The organism is Alcaligenes pakistanensis (assembly GCF_014652815.1).
In the GTDB taxonomy this organism is placed as follows: Bacteria; Pseudomonadota; Gammaproteobacteria; order Burkholderiales; family Burkholderiaceae_B; genus Alcaligenes; species Alcaligenes pakistanensis.
Window position 1 is genome coordinate 51,194 of sequence record NZ_BMZN01000006.1, and the last position, 24,564, is coordinate 75,757.

A 24,564-nucleotide genomic window follows, 5' to 3' on the forward strand; every position below is an offset into this window, starting at 1 on the left:
ACAGCTTATTCACGGGCCAACTCCACCAAGCTCGATAGCAGAATGGAACATCCGGCGATCAAGTCTTTATCGTGGGTAAACTCTGCCGGGTTGTGGCTCAAGCCACGCACACTCGGTACAAAAATCATGCCTGTGGGGCAGGAACGAGCCAGCATCTGTGCATCGTGTCCGGCACCGCTAGGCATACGCTTGACCGAGCAGTCCAGTTCCTTGGCGTACTGCTCGACCATACTGATCAAACGTTCATCAAATTGCACAGGATCAAAGCGGGCCAGATGGCGATGCTTGATCTGCACACCTTCGCGCTCGGCCGCCTTATGGGCAAACTCGAGCACTTCTTGTTCAGCCTGATCCAGGCTGGCCTTGTCCACATTGCGCAAATCCACGGTAAACACGGCTTTGCTAGGGATCACATTGACCAGATTCGGGAACAGCTCGCAGCGCCCTACTGTGCCCAGTTGCGGCGGGCCGTAGCGCTCGCTTAACTGACGCACAAAGCTGCCAATCTGCTGCGCCACCACACCGGCGTCATGGCGCAGATGCATGGGAGTGGTGCCCGCGTGGTTGGAGACGCCTTGCACCTCGAACTCCAGCCAGCAAATCCCTTGCACCCCGGTTACGGCACCAATATCAATGCCCTCGTGCTCCAGCACCGGACCTTGCTCGATATGCAGCTCCATATAGGCATGTACATTTGGCTGGCCGCAAGGCACAGGGCCGGCGTAACCAATGCGCTCCAGATTCTCGCGCACGGTGCTGCCATCAATCCCGACGGTGTCTAGCGCCTCTTGCAAGGACAAGCCCCCTTGAAACACCAGACTGCCCATCATGTCTGGCGCAAAGCGCGCGCCCTCTTCATTGGTAAAGGCCACCACTTGCAGGGGACGATCCAACTGCACATCAGCATCGTTCAAGCTGGCCACCACTTCCAAGCCAGCCAGCACACCCAGATTGCCGTCATAGCGCCCGCCAGTACGCACCGTATCAATGTGCGAACCGGTCATGACGGGAGCCACATCCAGACGACCGACGCGGGTGCCAATAATGTTGCCGATCTGATCGATTTGCACACTCATACCCAGTTCGCGCATCCAGTGAACGACCTGATCCCGACCAGCCTTGTCTTCATCTGTCAGGGCCAGACGGCAAACACCGCCCCCGTCGATCGCACCGATCTGCGCCAACTGCGCAATACGCTGCAGCAGGCGCTCGCCATTAATGACTAGGCTTGTGCTGGCTGGGCTGTTCATATCGTCTCCTGAGCCAGAACCTCTTGGGCGCTCATACCCACAATGCGCTGATACAACTGCGCATCGGTATCGCCTTCGCTGGCAAAAAATAGGATCTGGCTGTTTTCATCGATGCCCAAAGCCTGACGCCAGTCCGGCTGCTCGCAAGCGGCCATGCAAGCTGCCACACCAGCCACTGCGGACTCACCCGCCACAATCGGTGCATCGCCTTTATCTGCACGGGCCAGACGGCGCATGGTTTGCAAGGCCGCATCGTCTTCCAGTGTCATATAGGCATAGGTACCGGGATCCAGAATTTCCCAGGCCAGTAAAGAGATTTCGCCACAAGCCAGACCGGCCATCACCGTATTCAAATCACCCGTCACCGTGACAGGTTTGCCTTGCACAGCACTTTGGAACAGGCAATCCGCCTTATTGGGTTCAACCACAATCAAGCGAGGACGCTGGGCGCCCAGACGCTCCCACATATGAGCGCACACAGCTGCCGCCAAACCACCCACACCGCCTTGAATAAAGACATGGCTGACCGGCTTGCCCGATCCAATCTGGTCCAACGCCTCTTGCACCATCACGGTGTAACCCTGCATTACATCCTTGGGCACATCCATATAGCCGGGATAAGACGTGTCGGACACCACAAAGTAGCCATGCTCTTGGGCATCTTCAGCCGCCTGACGAACAGAATCATCGTAATTGCCGGGCACACGTACTACTTTGGCCCCGTAAAACGCAATCGCCTGCTCGCGACCCGTACTGACGTGCTCATGGATGTAGATCACGCACTGGCAGCCCGCATTCTTCGCCCCCCAGGCAACCGAACGACCATGATTGCCGTCAGTAGCGCAGGTGACGGTCAGGCCAGCAATAAAGTCTTTGTAAGCGGGGTTCTTCAGATCATCCAAAGTCAGGCTGTCAATGCCGGTATGAGCGTGCAGCTGGCGCAGTAATAAGCGATTAACCGCATACGCGCCGCCCAAGGCTTTAAAGCTGCCCAAACCAAAACGACCCGCTTCATCCTTGTAGTACACACCGCCCACGCTCATCTGCGCGGCCAAACCGGACAGATGGCGCAAAGGGGTAGGCGTATAACCGGGCCACTGCACAATGCTGGCCTGAGCCTGCTCGTAGGCGGCGACCGACAAAATCGATTGCAAGGAGGCGTCGTATTCCTGGCTATCCTGAACGCAACGAGGGTTCAGATACAGTTGCACCGCGCCTTGCTCCCGAACGGCATGTTTGTTCATGTCTGCTCCACTTCTATGGGTTTAATTATTGGACTTCAAGTCCTGAAAACTACGATGGATGGATTCGATCTTCTGCAACTTACGCGCCACCTGCGTCTCGGCCTGCAAAGCCACTCGGCTAACCAGATAATTGATCAGGCTGAGCGTGCCGGTGTGCGAATCAAACAGGTACTCGCCGCGCGTCGCTACCGTGAAAGCAATGTCTTGTGAGCGCAGCAAAGAGCTTTCCAGACCGTCGGTCAAGAAAGCCATCTGCACGGACTCACCACGCAGATGCTCCACCAAAGATGGCAACAGCACAGAGCGACGGCGGAAATCCATCACCAGAGCCAAATCCCCTGCTTCCACATCGGCCAGCTGTTCCGTCAGATGGGCGACCGTGCCCACGGCCAGATGCACATCAGAGCGCAGTTGCTGCAATAAAGAGTGGGCGTAGCAAGCCAGGATCTGGCCATTGCGGAAACCAAACACCCAGATACGCCGCGCTTTCAACGCCGCTTGGGTGAAGTTTTCTAAATGCTGTTCGGTGATGTTTTGGAAGGTGGTGGAAATGTTCTGTACATCCGCATTGATAAACGGCGACATATTGGCCTGAATACCGCTGCTGGACATAGAGTGCAGACGCTTGAAGGGGGCGCCGTCTCCCATCTGCTCACGGGCAGTGACCCGGAACTCGTTAAAACCGTTAAAACCCAAACGCCGGAAAAAGCGCACCGCGGTAGCCGCTGATACGCCTGCCTTCTCGGCCAATTCCTGGGCGGAATAGGTAGCCAACTGCCCCATATGAGACAAGACCACATCGGCCAAACGCCGCTCCGCACTGGGCAGGACATCGAGAATATCCAGGATCGAATCTTTGATGACCATGACACAACCTAAAATTGAAATTTGTTTTTCACATAATACTTAATAAAATTTAAATTTCAATTGAGGATGTGATGATTTGGCTCCGTATTTACCCTTGGAACAAGCAAAGAAGGTCATTTCCAGCAGCGTTAAATAGCTTAACTATCTGTTAAAAAAGGGAATATAGAGGTAAAGGACGAGGCAAGCGCGTGCCTATCCACAGGAATAAAAAAATGAAATGACAGCGTAATAAATGAAATATAAATTTCATCCAGGGAGGAGGAACGACAGGGCTCATTCGGTCAGATGAGCCAGTGTCTCCTGGGCACGAAATGGAACGTACTCCAGAGTTCTCCCTCTACCGTCTGCTAGCGAGAGGGCTCTCCAAGCACTCAGAAAGAGTGACTTGATCTGGCTAGGCAAGCCATTGCCAGCACGTTACTAAATGCCCCTCAGCGCGCGGACTTGGCTCAAAACAAGGCAAACATGACTCTTTGTATCTAAGATATAGAGACAAAAATCGCACATTCAACACAAATGAACGTTCAAGAGGTAGAATCACCGCAACTAAGGGGTCGAACATCTACTTGCCTACTCAAAGAGTAAGCCATGAAAGACATTATTGACTCACTTGAGACAGTCTATACAGAGCCTTAAGCATGAAGAACGCGCCATATTGCAACAAACTCTTATCGATAAAGTCGATTTTTGTTAAAAACAACAAGATACAGCACAATATGAGCGTTTTATATCAAATAACATACATTTCTTTACTTTTGATTAGAAAGCAAAGAACAGCAAGATCTTATCGGTGCAGAGCGAGAACTTGGAGCAATTAGAAAACAATTGATAAGAGACAAAGAACCAAGGGTAAATTGCACTTAAATTAGTGGGAGTTCCTCACCACAACGGCGTAGCACATCAGATAACACTCATATGGACAATGAATTTAAAGACTTCTCAGACCGAATAAATTTAGCCATAACACGCGCCGGTGGCGCAAAGAATCTAGCAGACAAGATGGGAATGTCCACATCCGTGCTACGAAGTTGGCGGTCCGGTAATTCCGATCCTTCCCGGTCGAGCCTGGTTAAAATGGCTCAAGCGACCAATCTCTCCGTTAGCTGGCTGGCATCAGGCGAAGGCAATCCAGCCCCGTCCGAGCCTTCATCTACCTTGTTGGAACTGGATATTCTGGAAGAGATTATTACCAAGGCACAATTACTCTTTCAAGCCAAAAGCGTAGGCCTGCGACCAGAAGCCGAGGCACGTATCATCCGCTTGGTTTACGAGCTTTACCTGCGCCAAGGGAAGCAAATGGATGAGGCAAGCCTTAATAATTTAATTGAGCTGGCTTCATTTAGATAACGCTGACGATAGCCAACATCATCAGCTATAGAGTGTGTATCAACAGACCAGGGCGTCTGACATAAATCGGGCTATTGAGCCCTACAACAAAAACGATACACACTCCCCTTCAACTAGCCGCAAGAAAACACATAACCTACTCCCCACACTGAACGAATAGGCAGACGCTCTCCATGCAGAGCCACTTTGCGCTTCAAGCGGCTAACCACCACATCAATATAGCGGCTGGTAGGCTGATCCCCTTCATTGTCGCTAAACAGTTTTTCGCGAGTAACCGGATTAGGACTGGCTGCCAACAGCACACGTAAAACCCGTCGCTCCGCACCCGTCAGCGCAACCGCATGACAGCCCGGTGTAACCAAACGCCAGCCATCCTCCAACAGCGTCCAGCCGTGCACAGGTCCTGGGCTTAAGCGGATAAGGCCTGTATTAGTCTCTGCGGGTGCTGGCGATACACCCCTGTCTCTGGCCTCTAAGTACTTGGCTTTTAAAGCCAGATCACGTCGGCGCAAGGCTTGAATGCTCGCCAGAATTTCCATGCTTTGCGCTCGCTGATCCAAACAGATATCCGCGCCTGCCAACATCAAAAAACCGCTGTGTGCCGGCGAGACCAGACCATCCATCCGTAAGACAACAATTCCCAATGTCGGAGACTTGGCTCGTAAGCATCCCACATCACGCAGTAACTCTTGCTTTTGTGTGCACATCATCATTAATTCGCCTGGCTCAGCAGACTCGTCTAAACAGAGTTCAGCGGCACTTCGCTCCTGCAGCACTCGCAAGGGTATTCCCCATAAAGCGAAGTCCTTTATCAGCTTTTGCGTTAGGTCATTATCGTCAAATAAAAGTATTATTTTTTCAATCCTAAACAATCCCAAGCTCCCCGTTTCTAAAAAACCTGCCTATATCTAGGCACTACGCCGCACGCTCTGAGCGGTGGCTACCTGACACTGATATCTTGATTATTTTTTACTGATAAAAGTCTTGGCACCTAAGTCAACGCTACATGCAAAAGCGCTTGATGCCTGCTCTACGGTCGCTGAGCACTTTATAAAATGCTGTTCTCACCTAAGATAAGGAACTAAACCTTGATCAAAAAACAAACTTCTTACCAAAAAGACAAGAAAACACACTTTTAATCGATTTCATGATCAAAATAAACAAATAACAACACTTTCCTTACGAATCGAATAATAAGGCAAGTACTTGACACCATCAAGCAATATCTTGAGCAAATAACCCGCAAAGATAAGCATATGGAATTATCGAAGATAGACGTATTTTCAAATGACTAAGAAGTCGAAGTCATGTTTATGGGGCATCTTATAGCACTGTCATTCCTTGCCCGATACGCTCATATTGACCGCAAGAGCGATGGCCTCACTACACATGATCAGCATGGCCCTAAGGCTTTTTTGGCAATAGCGCTCTCCCCTTGTGAAGAATCCACTCAAGGCTGCCAGATAAAAAATATAGGGAGGGCATCCAGCAATTTCCACGATCCAGGCAAAGTGCCAGACAAAAAAAAGCCTGCATATTCTGCAGGCTTTTTCTTTTACAGCATCCCTAATTGCAAGCGGGCTGATTCACTCATGCGCTCTCTACTCCAGGGCGGGTCCCACACCAGATCCACCATTGCTTTCTCCACCCCCTGGATGGTCTCCAGCTTATAGCGAGCCTCATCGGCAATCATCGTACCCATACCGCAGCCTGGAGCGGTCAATGTCATTTCCATAGTGATGGAAAAAGTCTCTGGCCCAGTCTGAGTGACGTGACAGGCATACACCAAACCCAAGTTAACGATATCAACCGGAATTTCTGGGTCGTAGACGCTGGACAAAACAATCCAGGCGGCATCTTCGATCGTTTTTTCGCTCAGTGGCAATTCGGGCACAAAGACCTCGGCCTCGCCTTGAGTCTCAAAGCCCAGTGCATCCGCATCTACACCTTCAATCCGGTACAGGTTGCCCTCTACCATCACGGTATAGCTGCCGCCCAGCTTTTGGGTAATAGTTGCTGTACAGCCCGATTCAATTGTGACGGGCGCACCGTAAGGAATACTGACAGCCGGGACATCCCGGGAGACCAGCACATCATGTCGTTCAAAGTAGCTCATGGCTTGCTTGCGCCTTTTATTCGGTTTGCGCGGTTTCTTTGGCCTGATTAATGGCGTTGTGCAGGGTATGCCAGGCCAAGGTGGCACATTTAACCCGTGCGGGGAATTCACGCACACCCGATAACACTTCCAGCTTGCCCATGTCTCGATCAGGATGGGCCTCAGTCAGCATAGCGTGCATATCTGCAAAGAGAGACTCGAATTCGGCCAGACTCAAACCCTTCACGGCTTCAGTCATCAAGGATGCCGAGGCTTTAGAAATGGCACAGCCATGCCCCACAAAACTGACTTTCTTCACCACACCCTCTTCGATGACGGCGTAGACAGCCAACTGATCCCCACACAGAGGATTGTGACCATTGGCGAAATGGCTGGCGTTTTCTATTACTTCAAAGTTACGCGGGCTACGGTTGTGGTCAAAAATGACCTCTTGGTAAAGCTCGCGCAGCCCGTTGAAATCTTGGCTCATTTAGCCAACTCCAAATAGTTTTTGAGCTTTGCGCAGGCTGCCCAGCAAAGCGTCAATATCAGCGTAATCGTTGTACAAAGCAAAAGAGGCACGAGCAGTACCCGGAATGCCAAAGCGTGTCATCAACGGCATGGCACAGTGGTGACCAGCACGTACAGCAACCCCGTCCATATCCAGAATAGTGCCCAGATCATGAGGGTGAATGCCGTCGACGAGGAAGGACACAATGCCCGCCTTGTGCGCTGCCGTACCAATGATGCGGATGCCAGGCATGGCCAGCAACGCATCTGTGGCGTACTCCAACAGCACCGCCTCGTGATCGGCAATACGCTGCATACCAATAGCCATCAGATAGTCGATGGCGGCAGCCATGGTAATAGCACCGGCAATATTAGGAGTACCGGCTTCAAAACGCTGTGGCACAGGTGCGTAATTGCTTTGCTCGAAGCTGACAGTCGTGATCATGTCACCGCCACCCATCCAGGGTGACATGCTGTCCAGAATCTCGTAGCGCACGTACAAAGCGCCCATACCCGTTGGACCGTAGAGCTTGTGGGCCGAGAAGGTGTAAAAATCGGCATCCAGCGCTTGGACGTCCACCACACCATGAGGAACAGATTGAGCACCGTCCACCAAAACCTTGGCGCCCACGGCATGGGCCTGACGTGTCATTTCGGCAATGGGATTAATAGTGCCCAGAGCATTGGAGACGTGACCCACGGCCAGCAAACGCGTTTTCTCGTTCAGCAGCTGCTTGAAGGCTTCCTGATCCAGCTCGCCATTGTCTAGAACCGGCACCACACGGATGACGGCACCAGTACGCTGAGCAACCAACTGCCAGGGCACGATATTGGAATGATGCTCCAGGCCTGTCAGCAAGATTTCATCACCCGCTTTCAGGTTGTCCATGCCCCAGCTATACGCCACCAGGTTGATGGATTCTGTTGTGCCGCGTGTAAAGACAATTTCTTCATCGCGCGCGGCATTCAGAAATGCCCGCACTGTACTTCTAGCCTGATCGTACAGCTCAGTTGCATGCTGTGACAGCCAATGCACACCACGGTGGATGTTGGCATTGGACTGTTCATAGAAGCGCGCCTCGGCCTCAATGACCGAACGCGGCTTTTGCGTCGTCGCTCCGTTATCCAGATAGGACAAGCGTTGGCCCCGAATGGGGCGCGCCAGGATGGGAAAATCCTCGCGGTGATTCAGCAAACCAGTAGCAGTTACGGGCATAGGCGCATTCATGCAAGCTCTCCAAAGGCGAGACCGCCGGGCAACAAAGCGTTGATACCAACCATGGCGCGGCTACGCAGGCTCTCGGAAGCGATACGCTCCAAGGACTGGGCGGCAAATGCGTAAATCAGCATATTGCGTGCGTCTTCCATCGTCATACCGCGCGAACGCAAGTAAAACAGGCTGTCGGCGTCCAATTGACCCACGGTTGCACCGTGTGCACACTTGACATCATCCGCATAGATCTCCAGCTCGGGGCGGGAATCAGCACGAGCCATTTTAGACAACAGCAAGCTGTCCGAACGCTGTATCGAATCAGTACCGTCCGCGCCTTTACCTACTAAGATACGGCCGCTAAATACACCTCGAGCCGTGTCTGTCAGTACGCCACGGTAGAACTCACGGCTTTGGCAATTAGGTTGAGCATGGTCAATGACCGTATTGTGATCGACGTGACGGCGGCCATTCACAAAGTACAAACCATTGAACAGGGTTTCACAGCGTTCACCGTTGAACACAGTGGCGATATCGTTACGGGCAATCCGCGCACCGAAAGACAAAGAGTGCGAATTAAAGACCGAACCGCGCGCCTGCTGAACATCAATATTGGCCAGATGAAAGTCTTGCAATGCTTCTTGCTGCAATTTCATGTGGGTTAGATTCGCGTCAGAAGCCACGTTCAATCGGGTGACCGCACTGCTCAATGACGCATCCAAGCCATCCTGGCCCAAATAGTGCTCAACGACCGTCGCACTGGCACCGGACTCTAGAGAAATTAAGTTGCGGGTAAAGCTAGCGCTACCACCTTGGGTCCGCACAAAGACCAGATGAACAGGCTGTTCCAGATGCTTTCCAGCCTCAAGGCTCAGCACCGCACCGTCATGGGCCAAGGCCAGGTTCAAGGCAGCTGTAGATGCTCCATTGGACTCGTCGCCATAAGCCTGCTGCACCCAATCCGCATCTTCTTGCAGACAGGCGCTCAACGTAGTCAAGCGAACGCCAGAGGGCATTTCAGCCAGGTGCGACAAGGATGCGTCGTAATGACCATCCACAAAGACCAGGAAATACCCGTCCTCTTGTTGGCGCACTGAAGCCACCAAATCTGCAGCTGAAGCCGATTTTTGCGGTGCAAATGCTTGTTGCTCCAGCAAAGCCAAAGAAGTATGGTGCCAAGCCTCAATGCGTGTCGTTGGCCAGCCTTCTTGTGCAAAACGATCCAGGGCGCGCTGACGCATAGCGCTTAGCCATGGCAGACCGGCCCCAGGTGCTTGTGCAGCCTGAGCGGCAAAGCTGTTGACCCAATCTGGCAGACTCATACCGCAGCTCCTTTGGCTTTTTGCTCGGCAGCTGCTTGTTCCAACACCCAGCCATAACCACGCTCTTCCAGTTCCAGGGCCAGTTCACGGCCACCTGAACGGATAATCTGACCACCTGCCAGCACGTGCACGAAATCAGGCACGATGTAGTCCAGCAGACGTTGATAGTGGGTAATCACCAGCAAGGAACGCTCGGGGGAACGCAGACGGTTAACGCCATCAGCCACCACACGCAACGCGTCAATATCCAGACCAGAGTCGGTTTCGTCCAGAATGGCCAGCTTAGGTTCCAACAAGCTCATTTGCAGAACTTCGTTGCGTTTTTTCTCGCCACCGGAAAAGCCTTCGTTCACGGAGCGGTACAGAAATTCTTCGCGCATTCCAACTGTCTTCATTTCCTCTTTCACACGCTTGAGGAAATCCATCGCGTCCAGCTCAGGCAAGCCCTGATGACGGCGCACGGCATTCACGGAAGCACGCAGGAAGTAGGCGTTGGAAACACCGGGAATTTCGATGGGGTACTGGAAAGCCAGGAACAAGCCGGAACGGGCACGGTCTTCGATCTTCATTTCCAGTAGGTCTTGACCCAGCCAATCTACCGAACCACCCTCAACGGTGTAGTCTTCACGGCCAGCCAGCACCTGGGACAAGGTGCTCTTGCCCGAGCCGTTCGGGCCCATGATGGCGTGAACTTCGCCGGGATTGATCTGAAGGTTCAGACCTTTAAGGATAGGTTTGTCTTCAACCGAAGCGCGCAAATCTTTAATCGTCAGCATCTCATTATTCTCCTTAACCTACACTGCCTTCCAAGCTGACGCCGAGCAAATTCTGTGCTTCGACCGCAAACTCCATGGGCAATTCTTTAATCACTTCTTTACAAAAGCCGTTCACGATCATGGAGACGGCGTCTTCAGCAGTCAGGCCGCGCTGCATAGCGTAAAAGAGCTGGTCCTCGCCAATGCGCGAAGCGGTGGCTTCATGCTCAACACTGGCGCTAGGGTTCTGCACTTCCATGGTTGGGAAGGTGTGTGCAGCACAGCGCTTGCCAATCAGCAGCGAATCACATTGGGTGTAATTACGGGCGTTTTCTGCCTTGGGGGTGATACGAACCAGGCCGCGATAGGTATTGATACCTTGGCCAGCCGAAATCCCCTTGGAGATAATCGTGCTGCGGGTATTGCGACCCATATGAATCATTTTGGTGCCGGTATCGGCTTGCTGGCGGTGGTTGCTCAGGGCGACCGAGTAGAACTCGCCTTGAGAATCGTCACCACGCAGAACCACGCTAGGGTATTTCCAGGTGATGGCCGAGCCGGTTTCAACCTGCGTCCAGGAGATATGGGAACGGGCGCCACGGCATTCGCCACGCTTGGTGACGAAGTTGTAAATACCGCCCACGCCATCTTTGTCGCCGGGATACCAGTTTTGTACGGTGGAATACTTGATCTTGGCGTCGTCCAACGCGACCAGCTCCACGACCGCTGCGTGCAATTGGTTTTCATCGCGCATCGGCGCCGTACAGCCTTCCAGATAGCTGACCGAGGCCCCTTCTTCGGCAATGATCAAGGTGCGCTCGAACTGACCAGTATCGCGGGCATTGATGCGGAAGTACGTGGACAGCTCCATGGGGCAACGCACCCCTTTGGGGATGTACACAAAGGAACCATCCGAGAACACGGCCGAGTTCAATGCCGCGTAAAAGTTGTCGCTAGGCGGAACCACGGTGCCCAGGTACTTCTTGACCAGCTCCGGGTACTCGCGCACGGCTTCAGAAAAGGAACAGAAAATCACACCGACTTCTTCCAGTTCTTTACGGAAAGTAGTCGCAACCGAGACCGAGTCAAACACGGCATCGACAGCCACACCGGCCAGCCGGGCACGCTCGTGCAAAGGCACACCCAGTTTTTCATAGGTGCGCAGCAATTCGGGATCGACCTCGTCCAGGCTCTTGGGGCCGTCGGCCTTGCTCTTGGGCGCAGAATAGTAGCTGATGTCCTGAAAGTCGATAGGTGGATATTCCACAATCGACCATTTTGGATACTTCATGGTCAGCCAATGGCGATATGCCGCCAGGCGCCATTCCAGCATGAATTCCGGTTCGCGTTTTTTCGCGGACAGGAAACGGATGACGTCTTCGCTCAGACCTTTCGGTATGGTTTCAGACTCGATGTCGGTGACAAAGCCTGCCTCGTAATCACGATCGAGGAAGGTGTCCAGATGTTCGTTGACGGTACTCATTCGGTTAACTCCACGTTGGAGGTGCTCGCCTTGTTTCTGTTTTTCAATTCGGGACCCGGCTTGTGTGTCAGGGGAAATTCGTTAACGGGCACGCGTATCATGTCTGCAACACTGACTTCTTCCAAAGTGCGCCGGACAATATCGTTGATTCGCTGCCAATTGCTGCGTATATGGCAATCTGACTCCACGGAACAGGCCCCGGGAGTGGCAACACACTCGGTCAAGCCAAAAGGCTGTTCTTCCAGTGCGTCAATAATCTGCGCTACACTTATCTGTTTGGCGGGGCGGCCCAACACATACCCTCCGCGTGCGCCACGGCTACTGATCACCAGTTCGTGCTGGCCCAGCAGTTTAAGCACCTTGCTGACAGTCGGTTGGCCCAAGCCCAAGATGGCGGCCAAGTCAGACGCACTGAACACACGGTCTGGATCGCCAGCCATGTGTGTCAGCACCAAAGTGCCGTAATCAATGATTTTACTGATTCGCAGCATTCCTTCTCTCTGAACAGGTCGTAGAGCCATATAGTACCGCTTTGGTACTATATGGTCAAATTATCCCTGCAAACTTTGCTGGATATTCCACATACGGGCATAGGCTGCATCCAGAGCCAAAAGCTCCTTATGCGTCCCCTGTTCCACGATCTGCCCGCGCTCCAAAACCAGAATCAAATCAGCGTCAGTGATCGTGGATAAGCGGTGGGCAATAATCAAGGTAGTCCGTTCGCGGGCAATCTCGTTCAGCTCGGATTGAATCGCGCGTTCGGTACGTGTATCCAAGGCGCTGGTAGCCTCGTCCAAAATCAGCACAGGCGGGTTTTTCAATAAGGTGCGGGCAATCGCCACGCGCTGCTTTTCACCCCCGGACAACTTCAAGCCACGCTCACCCACTACGGTCTCGTAGCCGTCGGGCAAACTCAGAATGAAATCATGGATGCTGGCAGCACGAGCAGCGGCCACAATCTGCTCCTCGCTGGCATTAGGGCGACCATAGGCAATATTGTGCAAAATCGTGTCATTAAACAGGACCGTATCCTGCGGCACGATACCAATATGACGGCGCAGACTTTCTTGCGTCCACTGACGCAGCTCGCGTCCATTGAGCAGGATTCGGCCTTCGGTGACATCGTAAAAGCGGAACAACAAGCGCGACAACGTGGATTTACCCGCCCCGGAGGATCCCACCACCGCCACCGTTTTGCCGGCAGGGATCTCAAAACTCAGGTTCTGAATGACGGTGCGGCGGCTGTCGTAGGCAAAGCTGACGTTTTCAAAACGCACACTGGCCTGCTCACAGACCAGCTCCTGCGCATCTGGCGCATCCTTAACCTCTTGCTTGCGGCGCAACAGCGAAAACAGTCGTTCCATATCCGCCAGAGAATTCTTGATTTCGCGGTAAACAAAGCCCAAGAAATTCAAGGGGGCATAGAGCTGCGTCAGGAACGCGGACACCAGCACCACATCCCCTACGGTCATGGTTCCGTTCAACACGCCTTGGGCCGACATGAACAGCAAGGCGGTTACCCCGACACTGATAATTGAGGCCTGACCAATATTGAGCAAGTTCAACGAAACCTGGTTACGCACCGCTGCGTGCACCCACTGCCCCATATTCTGGTCGTAACGATTGATCTCGTAATCTTCGTTACCGAAATACTTGACCGTTTCGTAATTGAGCAAAGCATCAATCGCGCGGGAATTGGCACGGCTGTCCAGTTCATTCATAGCACGCCGATACCGCATACGACGTTCGGTCACCAACAAGGTGAACACAATGTAGGCAGCAATCGTTCCAAAGGTCACGGCAGCAAAAGGCCAATCGTAACGCCACAGCAAGATGCCACAGACCAGTGCGATCTCCAGCAAGGTAGGGAGGATATTAAAGACCAGGAAATTCAGCAGGAAACTGACGCCTTTAGTCCCTCGTTCAATATCCCGGCTTAAACCGCCCGTTTGACGTTCCGTATGGAAACGCAAAGACAGGTCCAGCAAATGACGAAATACGTGATTGGCAATCAGGCGCACTGATCCTTGCGTGACCCGTGCGAACAAAGCATCCCGTATTTCACCCAAAGCGCTGGAAGCCAGGCGCACTGCCCCATAGCCCAGCAAGGCCGCTACCGGCAACATCAAAGCAGTCGCGGGCAGGCTCAATGCGTCGATAACCTGTTTCAGGTAAATCGGCATCATGACGGTTGCCACTTTGGCCAGCAGCAAACAGGACAAGGCCAAGACGACACGCGTCTTGAATCGCCAAACGTAAGGAAATAAGGATTTCAGGGTGCTCAGACCACCAGAGACACCATCAAGCACTTCAGGACGAGGAGGCACACGCAATAGGCCCGCACTCAACAACACTAGGCTGAAGAACAGCGGACGACTTATAAATGAGTTGCAGCACAACGCTGAGATCAAGACCAAAGGGGTGTAGCCCCCTTTCATGAGCAGACCGGCTCATGCTATGTCCTTGATGCGAATACAGAAACGAGACTCGCCAATGAGCAGGCACCTAAGAAAAGACCTGTTAGCGGGCAACAAAGAAGTATAGCCTTTTACAGTCACTTTCCTGTCCAAGACCCTGCCGCCAACGCTATTGTTTAGCGGATTGTTTGCCCGCAAACCACAGTGCGTGACGCAACACCCCCTATCGTCACTCTTAAAGCGCTGCACATTGGTAAATGTACGGCTTAACACTGCAAAGAAAATGCTGGCAATCCAGCACTTTGTTACCTTCAAGCCTTCGGCGAAAAGCATACAATACCTGCTTGCCTGAAACAGGGGCATGGGCACCGCCAATACCACCTGTTAACAAGACATCCGGTTCATAACCCTCTATACCGTGCAAAATTCATCCATGCCGTCTTCTTCTTTTTCGTATTCCTCTTCCCTGGATCAGTTAGCCGCACAAGACAGCCAGGCGCTGGATCTGCTGTACGACCAGGAAGCACCGTTGATGCTGGCGTTAGGCCAAGCCGTTTTAGGCCGACGCATCGATGCCGAAGAGGTACTGCGCGATAGCTTCGTATTGCTGTGGAAGAATGCCGCTGGTTATGACCCCGATCTGGGCGAAGGACGCGCCTGGATTTACAGCATTTTGCGATTCAGATTGTTGGCCCGATTGCGTCAGCGTACGCAGACAGGTGATAGCAACTACGCTCTGCCCGCCATCAAACCGCAAGCCGGTCAGCGTTTTATTCCTGCCTTGGGCAAACTGGACGGCACCAGTCAACGGGCCATGATCCACGCCTATCTGCATGGCAATAATTACGAGCAATTAGGCCTTCAGCTGAACCGCTCACCCGCTCAATTGCGGGCCGTTGTTCAACAGGGCCTGCAACAGCTCAGCCCTTTGATCAATGAAGGGAACGCCAGCGATCCGCGCCACGCAATCATGATTGGCGAATATACGCTGGGCCTGCTAAGCCAACATGAGCTGGCTCAGGCTCACACCTTGATGCAACAAAATGATCAGGCTGCCCGCCTGGCCTTGGCGTGGGAACAAGCCTGGCTGGAGCTGGTGGACTGCTTGAGCCCCACCTTGCCAGCGCCAACCAGCCTGGCGCACATTCATCACACATTGGGCTTACCCCCCCCAACGGCACGTCGTCAGGCGGGTAACAGCACCAATACGGACACCGAGACAGCCAGCAACGCTAACCCTGACAGCAGTGGCAGCACAAACACCGGCAGCACGACGGTCAAGATTGAACGCCAGGAACCCAGTATCAAAAGCAATGCACCGGCAGAGGAAACTCCAAAGCCTGAGGTGGCCGTGCGTACCGAGCCCCGCTGGTCTGCCAGCAGCTCAAGCTCCGACCATAAGGCTGATGATCACACCCCGCCCTTCCCCACCTTGTTGCGTGCCGATTCAGACCCAGCAGCCAAAATCGCTGCGCCCGTGCCTGCAGCCGCACCAGCCGCCCCAAAAGCCGCAGACAAGAAAAAACCGGTTAAACACGATACCGAAGCAGTCACGACTGAACAGCACAAGCCAGAGCCCGCCGACACCGAAAACAAGACCCGTGGTTTTGCTGTGTCTCGCCCCCTCTTATTAGGGGGTCTGGCTGCTGCCCTTATTCTGGGACTAGTCATTGCTTTGCTTCTGAACATGAACTCAGAGCCACCGGTCAACGTCATTGAGATGAAACCGCGTCAAGCCGCCATCCTGCAGGCGCCCGGTCAATCGTCTACCCCGGCCTGGATTGCCACCGTCGACCCGCAAGGCAATGTACTGTTGGTGCCCAAAGTCAGCACAGAAGTCAAAGCGACTCAATCGGTACAACTGTGGACACACACTCCGCGTGGCACACAAATCCGTTCCTTGGGTTTGATTGATCCGAATCGCCCCATTACCGTTCCTGCCGGTTTGATCGGCACCGTGGAAGACGAGCAGATTTTTGAAATGACGCTTGAAACCGAAGGCGGCTCCAACAGCGGCGCACCAGAAGGACCTGTGCTTTATATTGGCCGCATTGTGAGCTTTGGTCAGCTGGACTCTTTGCCCAGTGCCAATAATGACCCCAGCGCAGCAGCCACGCGTTCTTAAACACTACGGCCAGACAGACGTTCCAGCTCGTCAGTTTTCTTAATCACAAAGCCCGCCTCCAGGCGGGCTTTGTGATTAAAGAGCTCACGTCAATGCAGCGTCCTTCTCATCCCCGGTCCCATGAAAAAGGCCGGCACCAAGGCCGACCTTATCACTGCTGCAGAGCAATACAAACCTACTGAGCCGAGCCCGGCTCAGTCATTTCCAAGGCTTGATCCAGCATGGCTTGAATCTGCCCAAGATTGGTTCGCAAAGCCTGCATTTCCTGCCCGGTCAGGCGCACTGCGGCTTCCTGATCGAAAGGCATATCCGGACCATCACCCAGGCGATTACGCGCCCCACTGATGGTAAAGCCTTCGTCATACAGCAAACCGCGAATCCGGCGAATTAACAGCACTTCATGGTGCTGATAATAGCGTCGGTTACCGCGTCGCTTGACGGGTTTTAATTGCGTAAATTCCTGCTCCCAATAACGCAGGACATGGGGCTTGACCAGACAAAGCTCGCTGACCTCACCAATGGTGAAGTAACGTTTGGCTGGAATAGGAGGCAAGGTCGCCGTCTTTTCGTTTGTGCTCATGGCCACTAATGCTCATCGACAATAGGAGTGATTTTACACGTTCAGTCAGGCAAAACTGTACGCAAACGTACCAGGACTTAGTCCTGGTCATCCTCATCAGGTGACACAGGCGCCCCTTCGACGACGCTCTTGAGCTTTTGACTGGCGTGAAAAGTCACAACCCGTCGCGCCGAAATCGGAATGACTTCGCCCGTCTTGGGATTACGACCCGGACGCGGGGGTTTGTCCCGGACCTGGAAATTACCAAAGCCGGACAACTTAACTTCTACACCCTCAGCCAAGGAATCGCGGATCTCAGCAAAAAAGGTATCCACAATATCTTTGGCTTCACGTTTATTCAAGCCAACACGCTCAAACAAGAGTTCGGCCAAATCCGCCTTGGTCAACGTACGCTCTACGTTCATTGTGTCTCCTTATGCCCTTGCCCGCGCACCATGCGCAGACACCAGTGCCGCCAACAATACCTGCAGGCATTGCTCGACACGCTCATCGTCCAGCGTGGTGGCGCTGTCTTGCAGCCAGAAGCGAATCGCCAGACTCTTTTCCGATGCATCGTTCTTATCGCGCCAGACGTCAAACAACTGAATGTCTTTGACGATAGCCGCTTGTTCTGCGCTGCTACGCACCTTGTTCAAGGTATCGAGCACAGCTTGATAGGATACGTCTTTATCCAGCCAAACCGCTAGATCTCGTTGCACCACAGGCTGCTTGGATATTTCTTGTGCGTGAACCACTTCGTCGTAGGAAATAGCGTCCACATCCAGCTCAAAGACCACGGGAGCTTGATTAAAGCCAAACTCGCTTAACCACTGAGGATGGATTTCACCAATCCAGCCTATGGTTTTACCATCCAGAATCACACTGGCGCTACGACCTGGGTGTAAAGCCGGATGAGCCTGAGGCTCGAATCGCACGTCTGCTGCGCGACGGCCCAACAAGGTTTCCAGGTCGCGTTTGACATCAAAGAAGTCAACCGGACGATCAGGCTGGCCCCATTGCTCTGTATACACAGGGCCCCAGGCAGCAGCCGCGATGCGGTTGGGCTGATGGATACCAGCTACAGTCAAAGGACCATTTTCCTGACTGGCGTCGCGCATGAAAACACGACCGAATTCAAACACGCGCACACGCGACTGACGGCGGTTGGCGTTACGTTCAATATTGGCCAGCAGACCGGGAATCAGGCTGGTACGCATCACTGCCAATTGGCTGGCAATGGGGTTCAGCAAACGGATAGGATCGGCATGCCCGTTAATGTCTTTTTCCCAGGACTCCTGCACAAAGGAGAAGTTGATCACTTCCTGGTAATCCTGGGCGGCCAGCACAGCACGCAAAGCATGTGGACCGCGCAGGGTTTCGCTAGGCACGCGAATTTCTGCTGCCGCTACCGGAGGCAGATCAGGAATGTTTTCAAAACCATAAATACGGGCGACTTCCTCGATCAGATCCTCTTCGATGGTCAAATCGAAACGGAAGCTGGGAGGCGTCACGGTAAATACACCCTCATTGACCGAAAAGCTCAGGCCCAACAGGGTAAAAATGCTTTCAACCTGCTTTTGATCCAACGGGATACCCAGAACACGGCGGCAACGATCCAGACGCATGGCAACGGGCTTGCGCTCTGGTAGAGCCACAACCTGATCGTCCATAGGACCAGCCTGACCACCGCAGATTTCCAGGATCAGAGCCGTTGTGCGCTCCAGATGCGGGGTGATGGAATCAAAGTCCACACCACGCTCAAAGCGGTGGCTGGCATCCGAAGAGAACTTGTAGCGACGCGCACGGCCCATGATGGCTTCTGGCCACCAGAACGCGCCTTCCAGATAGACGTCGCTAGTATCCAGGGTGACTGCGCTTTGCTCACCACCCATAATGCCGGCCATGCTCTGAGGCACGTCGTTAACAGTGATGACACCGACATCGGTATCCAGCTCTACATTCAAGCCACTTAGCAGTTCCAGCTGTTCGCCCTTACGCGCCCAGCGCACTTCCAGACCGGCTTGCACATGCTGCAAATCAAACACATGGGTAGGACGACCCAGTTCCAGCATGACGTAATTGGAGATGTCCACCAAAGCGGAAATCGAACGCTGACCGCTACGCTCCAGACGACTTTTCATCCAGTCTGGTGTCTTGGCGCGTGCATTCACGCCACGGATCACGCGACCAGCAAAACGGCCACACAAATCGGCGTCTTTGATAGTCACTGAAACGCGATCATCAATCGTGACAGGAACAGGAGTGAAATCTGGCAAAGTCAGTGGCTCGCCAGTCAACGCAGCCACCTCACGCGCCACACCCAGGACCGACAGACAGTCAGCACGGTTAGGCGTTAACTTCAATTCAATGATCTGATCGTCCAGATCCAGCAGTTCACGCAGGCTCTGCCCCACCGGCGCATCCGCATCCAGTACCAGCAAGCCATCGTGATCCTGGGACAAGCCCAGTTCACGGCCCGAACACAACATGCCGGCGGATTCTACGCCACGCATTTTGACCGGACCAATTTTCATGCCACCCGGCAATTCTGCACCGACACGAGCCACAGGAATCTTGATGCCCTGTGCTGCATTAGGTGCACCGCACACAATTTGCAGCAGCGTACCCGAGCCATCATCGACCTGGCACACGCGCAGACGGTCAGCGTCGGGATGAGGGGCGATCTCGGCGATCAAACCCACCACCACGTTTTCAAAGGCAGGCGCGGCGGCTTGAATTTCTTCAACCTCCAAGCCAGCCATAGTCAGCTGGTGACCCAGTTCTTCAGTTCCCAGTTTGGGATTCACAAAGCGGCGCAGCCACGATTCGGAAAATAACATGATGCAAAGATGGAGACGATAAACGGCATATATCGGAACCGACCGGACCTAAGAGGTCCGGCGGCGCGAAGTAGGAATTAACGATTGAACTGCTTCAAAAAGCGCAGGTCGCCTTCAAAAAACTGGCGTAAATCGTTAACACCATAGCGCAACATAGTCAGGCGCTCCAATCCGGAACCAAAGGCGAAACCGATGTAACGCTCTGGGTCCAAACCGAAATTGCGCACCACTTGCGGGTGAACCTGCCCTGAGCCAGAGATCTCCAGCCAGCGGCCCTTGTTAGGACCGGAGGAGAACATCATGTCAATCTCAGCAGATGGTTCGGTAAAGGGGAAAAAAGAGGGTCGAAAGCGCACAACCAGATCATCGCTTTCAAAAAAGGCGCGCAGGAAATTAGTGTAGACGCCTTTCAGATCTGCAAAGGAGATATTCTCGGCAATCCACAACCCTTCCACTTGATGGAACATGGGCGAGTGGGTGGCATCACTATCAACACGATAGGTGCGGCCGGGAGCAATCACTTTGATCGGCGCCTGGTTCATGCGGGCGTAACGCACCTGCATGGGGCTGGTATGCGTGCGCAACAAATACGGTTCGCCGGTTTCGTCCTGCATATCCACATAAAAAGTGTCATGCATGGAACGGGCGGGATGGTTTTCAGGGCTGTTCAAGGCCGTGAAGTTGGTCCAGTCGTTTTCAATTTCGGGGCCGTCAGCCACTTCAAAACCGATAGAGCGAAAAATGGCTTCGACACGTTGCCAAGTCTGGATAACCGGGTGAATACCACCGGTTCCGCGACCACGGCCAGGCAAAGTCACATCAATCTGCTCTTGAGCCAGACGTTGGTTCAATTGCTCTACCGCCAAGGCAGCACGACGATCATTCAGCAAATCTTCAATTTGGCGCTTGAGCACGTTAATGCTGGCACCGGCTGCTTTTTTCTGCTCCGGCTCCATCTGGGCAAGGCCTTTCATCAAGGCGGTGATCGCACCTTGTTTACCCAAAAATCGGGCTTTGGCATTTTCCAGCGAGGCGGCGTCCTGAGACTGCTCAAATAAATCCCGTGCTTGGGCAATAAGATCGTCGTGGGAGGAAGTCATGGCGTGTTACTTTCCAAAAACAAACGGAGCCCCAAAGGCCCCGTTTGTGAACTATACAGTCAGATACCGCTTAAGCAGCCAGAGCGTTCTTAGCCTGTGCAACAACAGCAGCAAAACCTGCTTTGTCTTTAACAGCCAAGTCAGCCAGAACCTTACGATCCAAAGCGATAGAGGCTTTGTTCAGGCCGGCGATAAACTGGCTGTAGCTCATGTCCAGTTCACGGCAAGCTGCGTTGATACGGGTAATCCACAGCGAGCGGAATACACGTTTCTTGTTACGGCGGTCACGGTAGGCATACTGGCCTGCCTTCATGACAGCCTGTTTGGCTACACGGAATACATTACCGCGGCGACCGCGAAAACCTTTAGCTTGGGCAATTACTTTTTTGTGGCGTGCGCGTGCGTTAACACCGCGTTTTACTCGTGACATGTTCGATTCTCCCTAATCAAGCGAAAGGCATCATTGCTTTTACGGAAGCAACGTCGGCTTTATGAACCTGGACGGTACCGCGCAATTGACGTTTGTTCTTGGTCGTCTTCTTAGTCAGAATGTGACGCTTGAACGCTTGGCCCCGCTTGATGGAACCGCTACCACGAACCACAAAGCGCTTGGAGGCGCTTTTTTTGGTTTTCATTTTAGGCATGAAATTACTCGACTAATTTATGTCTGCGGGTGGCCGGCCTTGGAAGCTGGCTGGCACTTGTATGACCCAAAACAGGCACTTATTTTTTTCTTTACCCGCTGCCAGAGCAGACTCAAACAGGGGAAAAGCCCTTGATTATAGAGTGATTCCCGGGAAATTGTCTAGATATCAAAGGGATTTTTTACCGTCTAACAAGGTCCGTGATGAGATCAAAGTTAGGCAGCTTGGCTACCGCCCCTACCCTGATCCCTGTTTTGACCAAGGGAATACCTCTTGCAAGCCCTTTAGCGGCAACGCTAACGCTATAAGGCACAGACTTGGCACTCCCAGTCGATAAAACAACAAACTGACGGACTCCCCTTCTCCAATCCGCTGCACGCCTTGCTCAACAGTAGGCTAACTCCCCACTCTTGCCCATATGAATTACGGCAAATCAGGGCGAAACTGCAAGGCCTCTGCGATATGAGGGCGAGCAATCTGATGCCCCCCTGCCAAATCTGCAATCGTGCGTGCCACCCGCAGCACTCTACCCTGCACTCTTTCTGACCAGTGCCAACGCTGCCGCGCACTGTTCAGCAGTTGCACAGCCCCCTCAGACAAAACACTATGTTCGCGAAGGCAGGCAACTGATATGCGTGCATTACTGGCTCTCTGGCGGCTGGCTTGTATTGCCCTCGCCTCCTGCACCCGTTCCCTTACCTGACTGGATGCCGATGCAGCTTGGTCGCGCTCCGGGTCGGACTCACTCATCGTCACCAGCAGATCAATTCTGTCTAACATGGGACCCGATAAGCGTTGCCGGTAAAGCTCACGCTGGCCTGGAGAGCAACGACAAGGCCTATGACGGCTCGCCGCCCACCCACATGGACAAGGGTTCATGGCAGCTACAAATTGAAATTGGGCCGGAAAGACCGCTTGCTTCTGAGCCCGTGAAATACGCACGCAGCCTTGCTCCAGAGGCTCACGCAAAGCCTCCAGTGACCGGCGACTAAATTCTGGCAGCTCGTCCAGAAACAATACACCGTGATGAGCCAGGGACACCTCGCCCGGCCGGGGTCGACTGCCCCCACCGATCAGGGCAGGAGTGGACACACTGTGATGGGGAGCGCGGAATGGCGGCCGCCTGCTAAAAAAATCCTGCTCTTGCACAAAAGAGTACAAAGCAGCCACTTCCAGTTGGGCATATCGATCTAAATCAGGTAACAAACCCGGCAAGCGCTGTGCCAGCATGGTCTTACCTACACCCGGTGAGCCATTAAGCAGAAGACTGTGACCACCCGCAGCGGCTACCTCCAAGGCCCGGCAAGCCAGGGACTGTCCCAGTACGTCGGACAAGCAGAGCTGTTGGTCCGCGTTCTGCTCGGGCCAAGACCTGGGCGCAGTCTGCTCCAGCTCGGTATCACCACGTAGATAGGCTGCTGCTTCAGCCAGGCTGGCAACACCACGCACATGCAAATCCGGTACATGAGCCGCAATTTCGGCACTCTGCGCAGGCAGAAGCAAACAAAGCTCGGGATGCTGACGAGCCATACCCAAAGCAATCGTCAGGGCGCTTTGAACAGGAACAACAGCCCCCGTCAACGACAGCTCCCCCGCCATTACGTAACGCTCCAGGCCTGTGAGTGCCTGCTCCCGCTGCTTGTCATCCGGGCGGCTAAGCTGGCCACTGGCCAATAAAATTGCCAACGCTACCGGCAGATCAAAACGCCCTGACTCCTTAGGCAGATCAGCCGGCGCCAGATTGATGGTTAGACGGGCTGCAGGAAAGTCAAAACCACTGGCTTGCAAGGCAGAGCGCACACGCTCACGGCTTTCCCGTATCCCCGCATCCGGTAATCCAACGATATGAAAGGCCGGTAAACCGGGTGCCACATGCGCTTCAACACGCACATCAATAAAATCCAGGCCCGACAAGGCGCAACTGTTCAAGACGGCCAAGGACATGTGCCCTTCCCCTTTTACACTCAAACAGTCAGTCTGCCTGTGGAGGACCTGAAGCTCTACAGATCAGCCATCAAACAGCACAGAGCACTTATACGTAAGCGCTGTTATTGCACCATCACGCCCATAGAGCTGACCAGTTGAACAGCCTGGTCGACAGACAGACAAGCACCCTGAAAGGAATGATTCAGATCGTATAAGGTAATGCTGCCTAATTCGACACTGCGCAAATCCGCGCCTTTGAGGTTCACTCCCCGCAGACTGGCACCGCGTAAGCTGCCACCATCAAAAACAGTATCCTGGAAATTACAGCCACCTAAATCCGCATCAGAAAAATCCAGTTGCACCAGAGTTTGTTTGCGAAAATTAATGGCACGTAAGGTAGTGCCGACCAGCTTGCAATTGCGCAATGTCACCTCCAAGCCCTGCGTCTCGTTAAAAACGGCCCCACTTAGTTTGGAGTCTTCAATATGCAGTGCTGCAATCCGTGCACGCACCCATTTGCTCAAGTGCAGATCACAGACCTCGAAGCGGGCGTTACTTAAGTCAGTCAGACTGAAATCTACACGACCCATTTTGCAACGTTGCCAAACGGTGTCCTGCAGTTTCGAGCGTGTCAGCCGCGTATCCAGAAAACTGCAGCCGGAGAAACGCAGCCCCTCCAGAACCAGACCCGACAAATCCTCTTCATCGAAGGTACAGTTTTCAAAACTCAACGACGCTTGGTGTGAGGCTAAGAGATCGACCAGTCCATCACGGCTCACCTGGGTATTACTGATAAGCATACTGCGGCACATCCTTTCAAAAAACAAAGCCAGCGTGGGCAAACTCGCTGGCTCTTGCTGATACTTGATG

22 protein-coding genes are annotated in these 24,564 nt (G+C 53.4%); 2 read left to right on the plus strand and 20 right to left on the minus strand.

The features are described from left to right. Positions 1-5: 5 nt before the first annotated feature. The 3 genes from IE156_RS17530 to IE156_RS17540 are packed head-to-tail and all read right to left on the minus strand — an operon-like array spanning position 6 to position 3,361. Positions 6-1,250, minus strand: coding sequence for a Zn-dependent hydrolase (locus tag IE156_RS17530; protein ID WP_189393948.1), 1,245 nt, complete (start codon positions 1,248-1,250; stop codon positions 6-8). Beyond that, complete coding sequence (locus IE156_RS17535; protein ID WP_189393949.1) at positions 1,247-2,494, minus strand: diaminopropionate ammonia-lyase; 1,248 nt, start codon at positions 2,492-2,494, stop codon at positions 1,247-1,249. Before IE156_RS17535 ends, IE156_RS17530 begins: the two co-directional genes overlap by 4 nt. A gap of 21 nt (positions 2,495-2,515) precedes the next feature. Beyond that, positions 2,516-3,361 (minus strand): MurR/RpiR family transcriptional regulator, encoded by an 846-nt coding sequence (locus tag IE156_RS17540; protein WP_189393950.1) that lies wholly within the window; start codon positions 3,359-3,361, stop codon positions 2,516-2,518. 915 nt (positions 3,362-4,276) lie between these two features. Here IE156_RS17540 and IE156_RS17545 point away from each other — a divergent pair. Further along, the gene (locus tag IE156_RS17545) at positions 4,277-4,708 is read left to right on the plus strand and encodes a helix-turn-helix domain-containing protein (protein WP_189393951.1); all 432 of its coding nucleotides are present in this window, start codon (positions 4,277-4,279) and stop codon (positions 4,706-4,708) included. Between the two features lie 113 nt (positions 4,709-4,821). Here IE156_RS17545 and IE156_RS17550 read toward each other — a convergent pair whose 3' ends face one another. The 9 genes from IE156_RS17550 to IE156_RS17590 form a co-directional block, all read right to left on the minus strand. Then, a complete protein-coding gene (locus IE156_RS17550) occupies positions 4,822-5,421 on the minus strand; it encodes a winged helix-turn-helix domain-containing protein (protein WP_189393952.1) in 600 nt (199 codons plus the stop codon). A gap of 842 nt (positions 5,422-6,263) precedes the next feature. Continuing rightward, complete coding sequence (sufT, locus tag IE156_RS17555; protein WP_189393953.1) at positions 6,264-6,824, minus strand: putative Fe-S cluster assembly protein SufT; 561 nt, start codon at positions 6,822-6,824, stop codon at positions 6,264-6,266. 16 nt (positions 6,825-6,840) lie between these two features. Further along, positions 6,841-7,293 carry a Fe-S cluster assembly sulfur transfer protein SufU gene (gene sufU / locus IE156_RS17560; protein WP_189393954.1) on the minus strand — a complete coding sequence of 151 codons (453 nt, stop codon included), beginning with the start codon at positions 7,291-7,293 and terminating at the stop codon, positions 6,841-6,843. Continuing rightward, positions 7,294-8,541, minus strand: a complete 1,248-nt coding sequence (locus IE156_RS17565; RefSeq protein WP_189393955.1) for a cysteine desulfurase — start codon at positions 8,539-8,541, stop codon at positions 7,294-7,296. It abuts the gene before it with no gap. Further along, positions 8,538-9,845: a Fe-S cluster assembly protein SufD gene (gene sufD / locus IE156_RS17570; RefSeq protein ID WP_189393956.1), complete on the minus strand. Its 1,308-nt coding sequence runs from the start codon at positions 9,843-9,845 to the stop codon at positions 8,538-8,540. The genes IE156_RS17565 and sufD overlap by 4 nt, the downstream gene beginning before the upstream one ends. Beyond that, positions 9,842-10,621, minus strand: coding sequence for a Fe-S cluster assembly ATPase SufC (gene sufC, locus IE156_RS17575; protein WP_189393957.1), 780 nt, complete (start codon positions 10,619-10,621; stop codon positions 9,842-9,844). The genes sufD and sufC overlap by 4 nt, the downstream gene beginning before the upstream one ends. A 13-nt stretch (positions 10,622-10,634) precedes the next feature. Next, the gene (gene sufB / locus IE156_RS17580; RefSeq protein ID WP_189393958.1) at positions 10,635-12,083 is read right to left on the minus strand and encodes a Fe-S cluster assembly protein SufB; all 1,449 of its coding nucleotides are present in this window, start codon (positions 12,081-12,083) and stop codon (positions 10,635-10,637) included. Beyond that, complete coding sequence (locus IE156_RS17585) at positions 12,080-12,574, minus strand: SUF system Fe-S cluster assembly regulator (RefSeq protein ID WP_189393959.1); 495 nt, start codon at positions 12,572-12,574, stop codon at positions 12,080-12,082. Before IE156_RS17585 ends, sufB begins: the two co-directional genes overlap by 4 nt. A 60-nt stretch (positions 12,575-12,634) precedes the next feature. Beyond that, complete coding sequence (locus IE156_RS17590) at positions 12,635-14,416, minus strand: ABCB family ABC transporter ATP-binding protein/permease (protein WP_189393960.1); 1,782 nt, start codon at positions 14,414-14,416, stop codon at positions 12,635-12,637. Positions 14,417-14,933: 517 nt separating this feature from the next. Here IE156_RS17590 and IE156_RS17595 point away from each other — a divergent pair. Further along, on the plus strand, positions 14,934-16,625 hold the full coding sequence (locus tag IE156_RS17595) for an anti-sigma factor domain-containing protein (RefSeq protein WP_189393961.1): 1,692 nt from the start codon (positions 14,934-14,936) through the stop codon (positions 16,623-16,625). Positions 16,626-16,800: 175 nt separating this feature from the next. Here the strand turns inward: IE156_RS17595 and IE156_RS17600 are convergent, their stop codons facing one another. The 8 genes from IE156_RS17600 to IE156_RS17635 all read right to left on the minus strand — a co-directional run bounded on the left by IE156_RS17600 (position 16,801) and on the right by IE156_RS17635 (position 24,494). After that, positions 16,801-17,205, minus strand: a complete 405-nt coding sequence (locus IE156_RS17600) for a MerR family transcriptional regulator (RefSeq protein WP_189393962.1) — start codon at positions 17,203-17,205, stop codon at positions 16,801-16,803. 77 nt (positions 17,206-17,282) lie between these two features. Beyond that, the gene (locus IE156_RS17605; RefSeq protein WP_189393963.1) at positions 17,283-17,609 is read right to left on the minus strand and encodes an integration host factor subunit alpha; all 327 of its coding nucleotides are present in this window, start codon (positions 17,607-17,609) and stop codon (positions 17,283-17,285) included. Between the two features lie 9 nt (positions 17,610-17,618). Continuing rightward, positions 17,619-20,024: a phenylalanine--tRNA ligase subunit beta gene (pheT, locus tag IE156_RS17610; RefSeq protein WP_189393964.1), complete on the minus strand. Its 2,406-nt coding sequence runs from the start codon at positions 20,022-20,024 to the stop codon at positions 17,619-17,621. Between the two features lie 77 nt (positions 20,025-20,101). Further along, positions 20,102-21,124 (minus strand): phenylalanine--tRNA ligase subunit alpha, encoded by a 1,023-nt coding sequence (pheS, locus tag IE156_RS17615; protein ID WP_189393965.1) that lies wholly within the window; start codon positions 21,122-21,124, stop codon positions 20,102-20,104. 70 nt (positions 21,125-21,194) lie between these two features. Then, positions 21,195-21,554 (minus strand): 50S ribosomal protein L20, encoded by a 360-nt coding sequence (gene rplT, locus IE156_RS17620; protein WP_189393966.1) that lies wholly within the window; start codon positions 21,552-21,554, stop codon positions 21,195-21,197. A gap of 16 nt (positions 21,555-21,570) precedes the next feature. Further along, a complete protein-coding gene (gene rpmI, locus IE156_RS17625) occupies positions 21,571-21,768 on the minus strand; it encodes a 50S ribosomal protein L35 (RefSeq protein WP_189393967.1) in 198 nt (65 codons plus the stop codon). Positions 21,769-22,191: 423 nt separating this feature from the next. Next, positions 22,192-23,712 carry a YifB family Mg chelatase-like AAA ATPase gene (locus IE156_RS17630; protein ID WP_189393968.1) on the minus strand — a complete coding sequence of 507 codons (1,521 nt, stop codon included), beginning with the start codon at positions 23,710-23,712 and terminating at the stop codon, positions 22,192-22,194. Positions 23,713-23,816: 104 nt separating this feature from the next. After that, on the minus strand, positions 23,817-24,494 hold the full coding sequence (locus IE156_RS17635; protein WP_189393969.1) for a pentapeptide repeat-containing protein: 678 nt from the start codon (positions 24,492-24,494) through the stop codon (positions 23,817-23,819). Between the last annotated feature and the right edge of the window lie 70 nt (positions 24,495-24,564).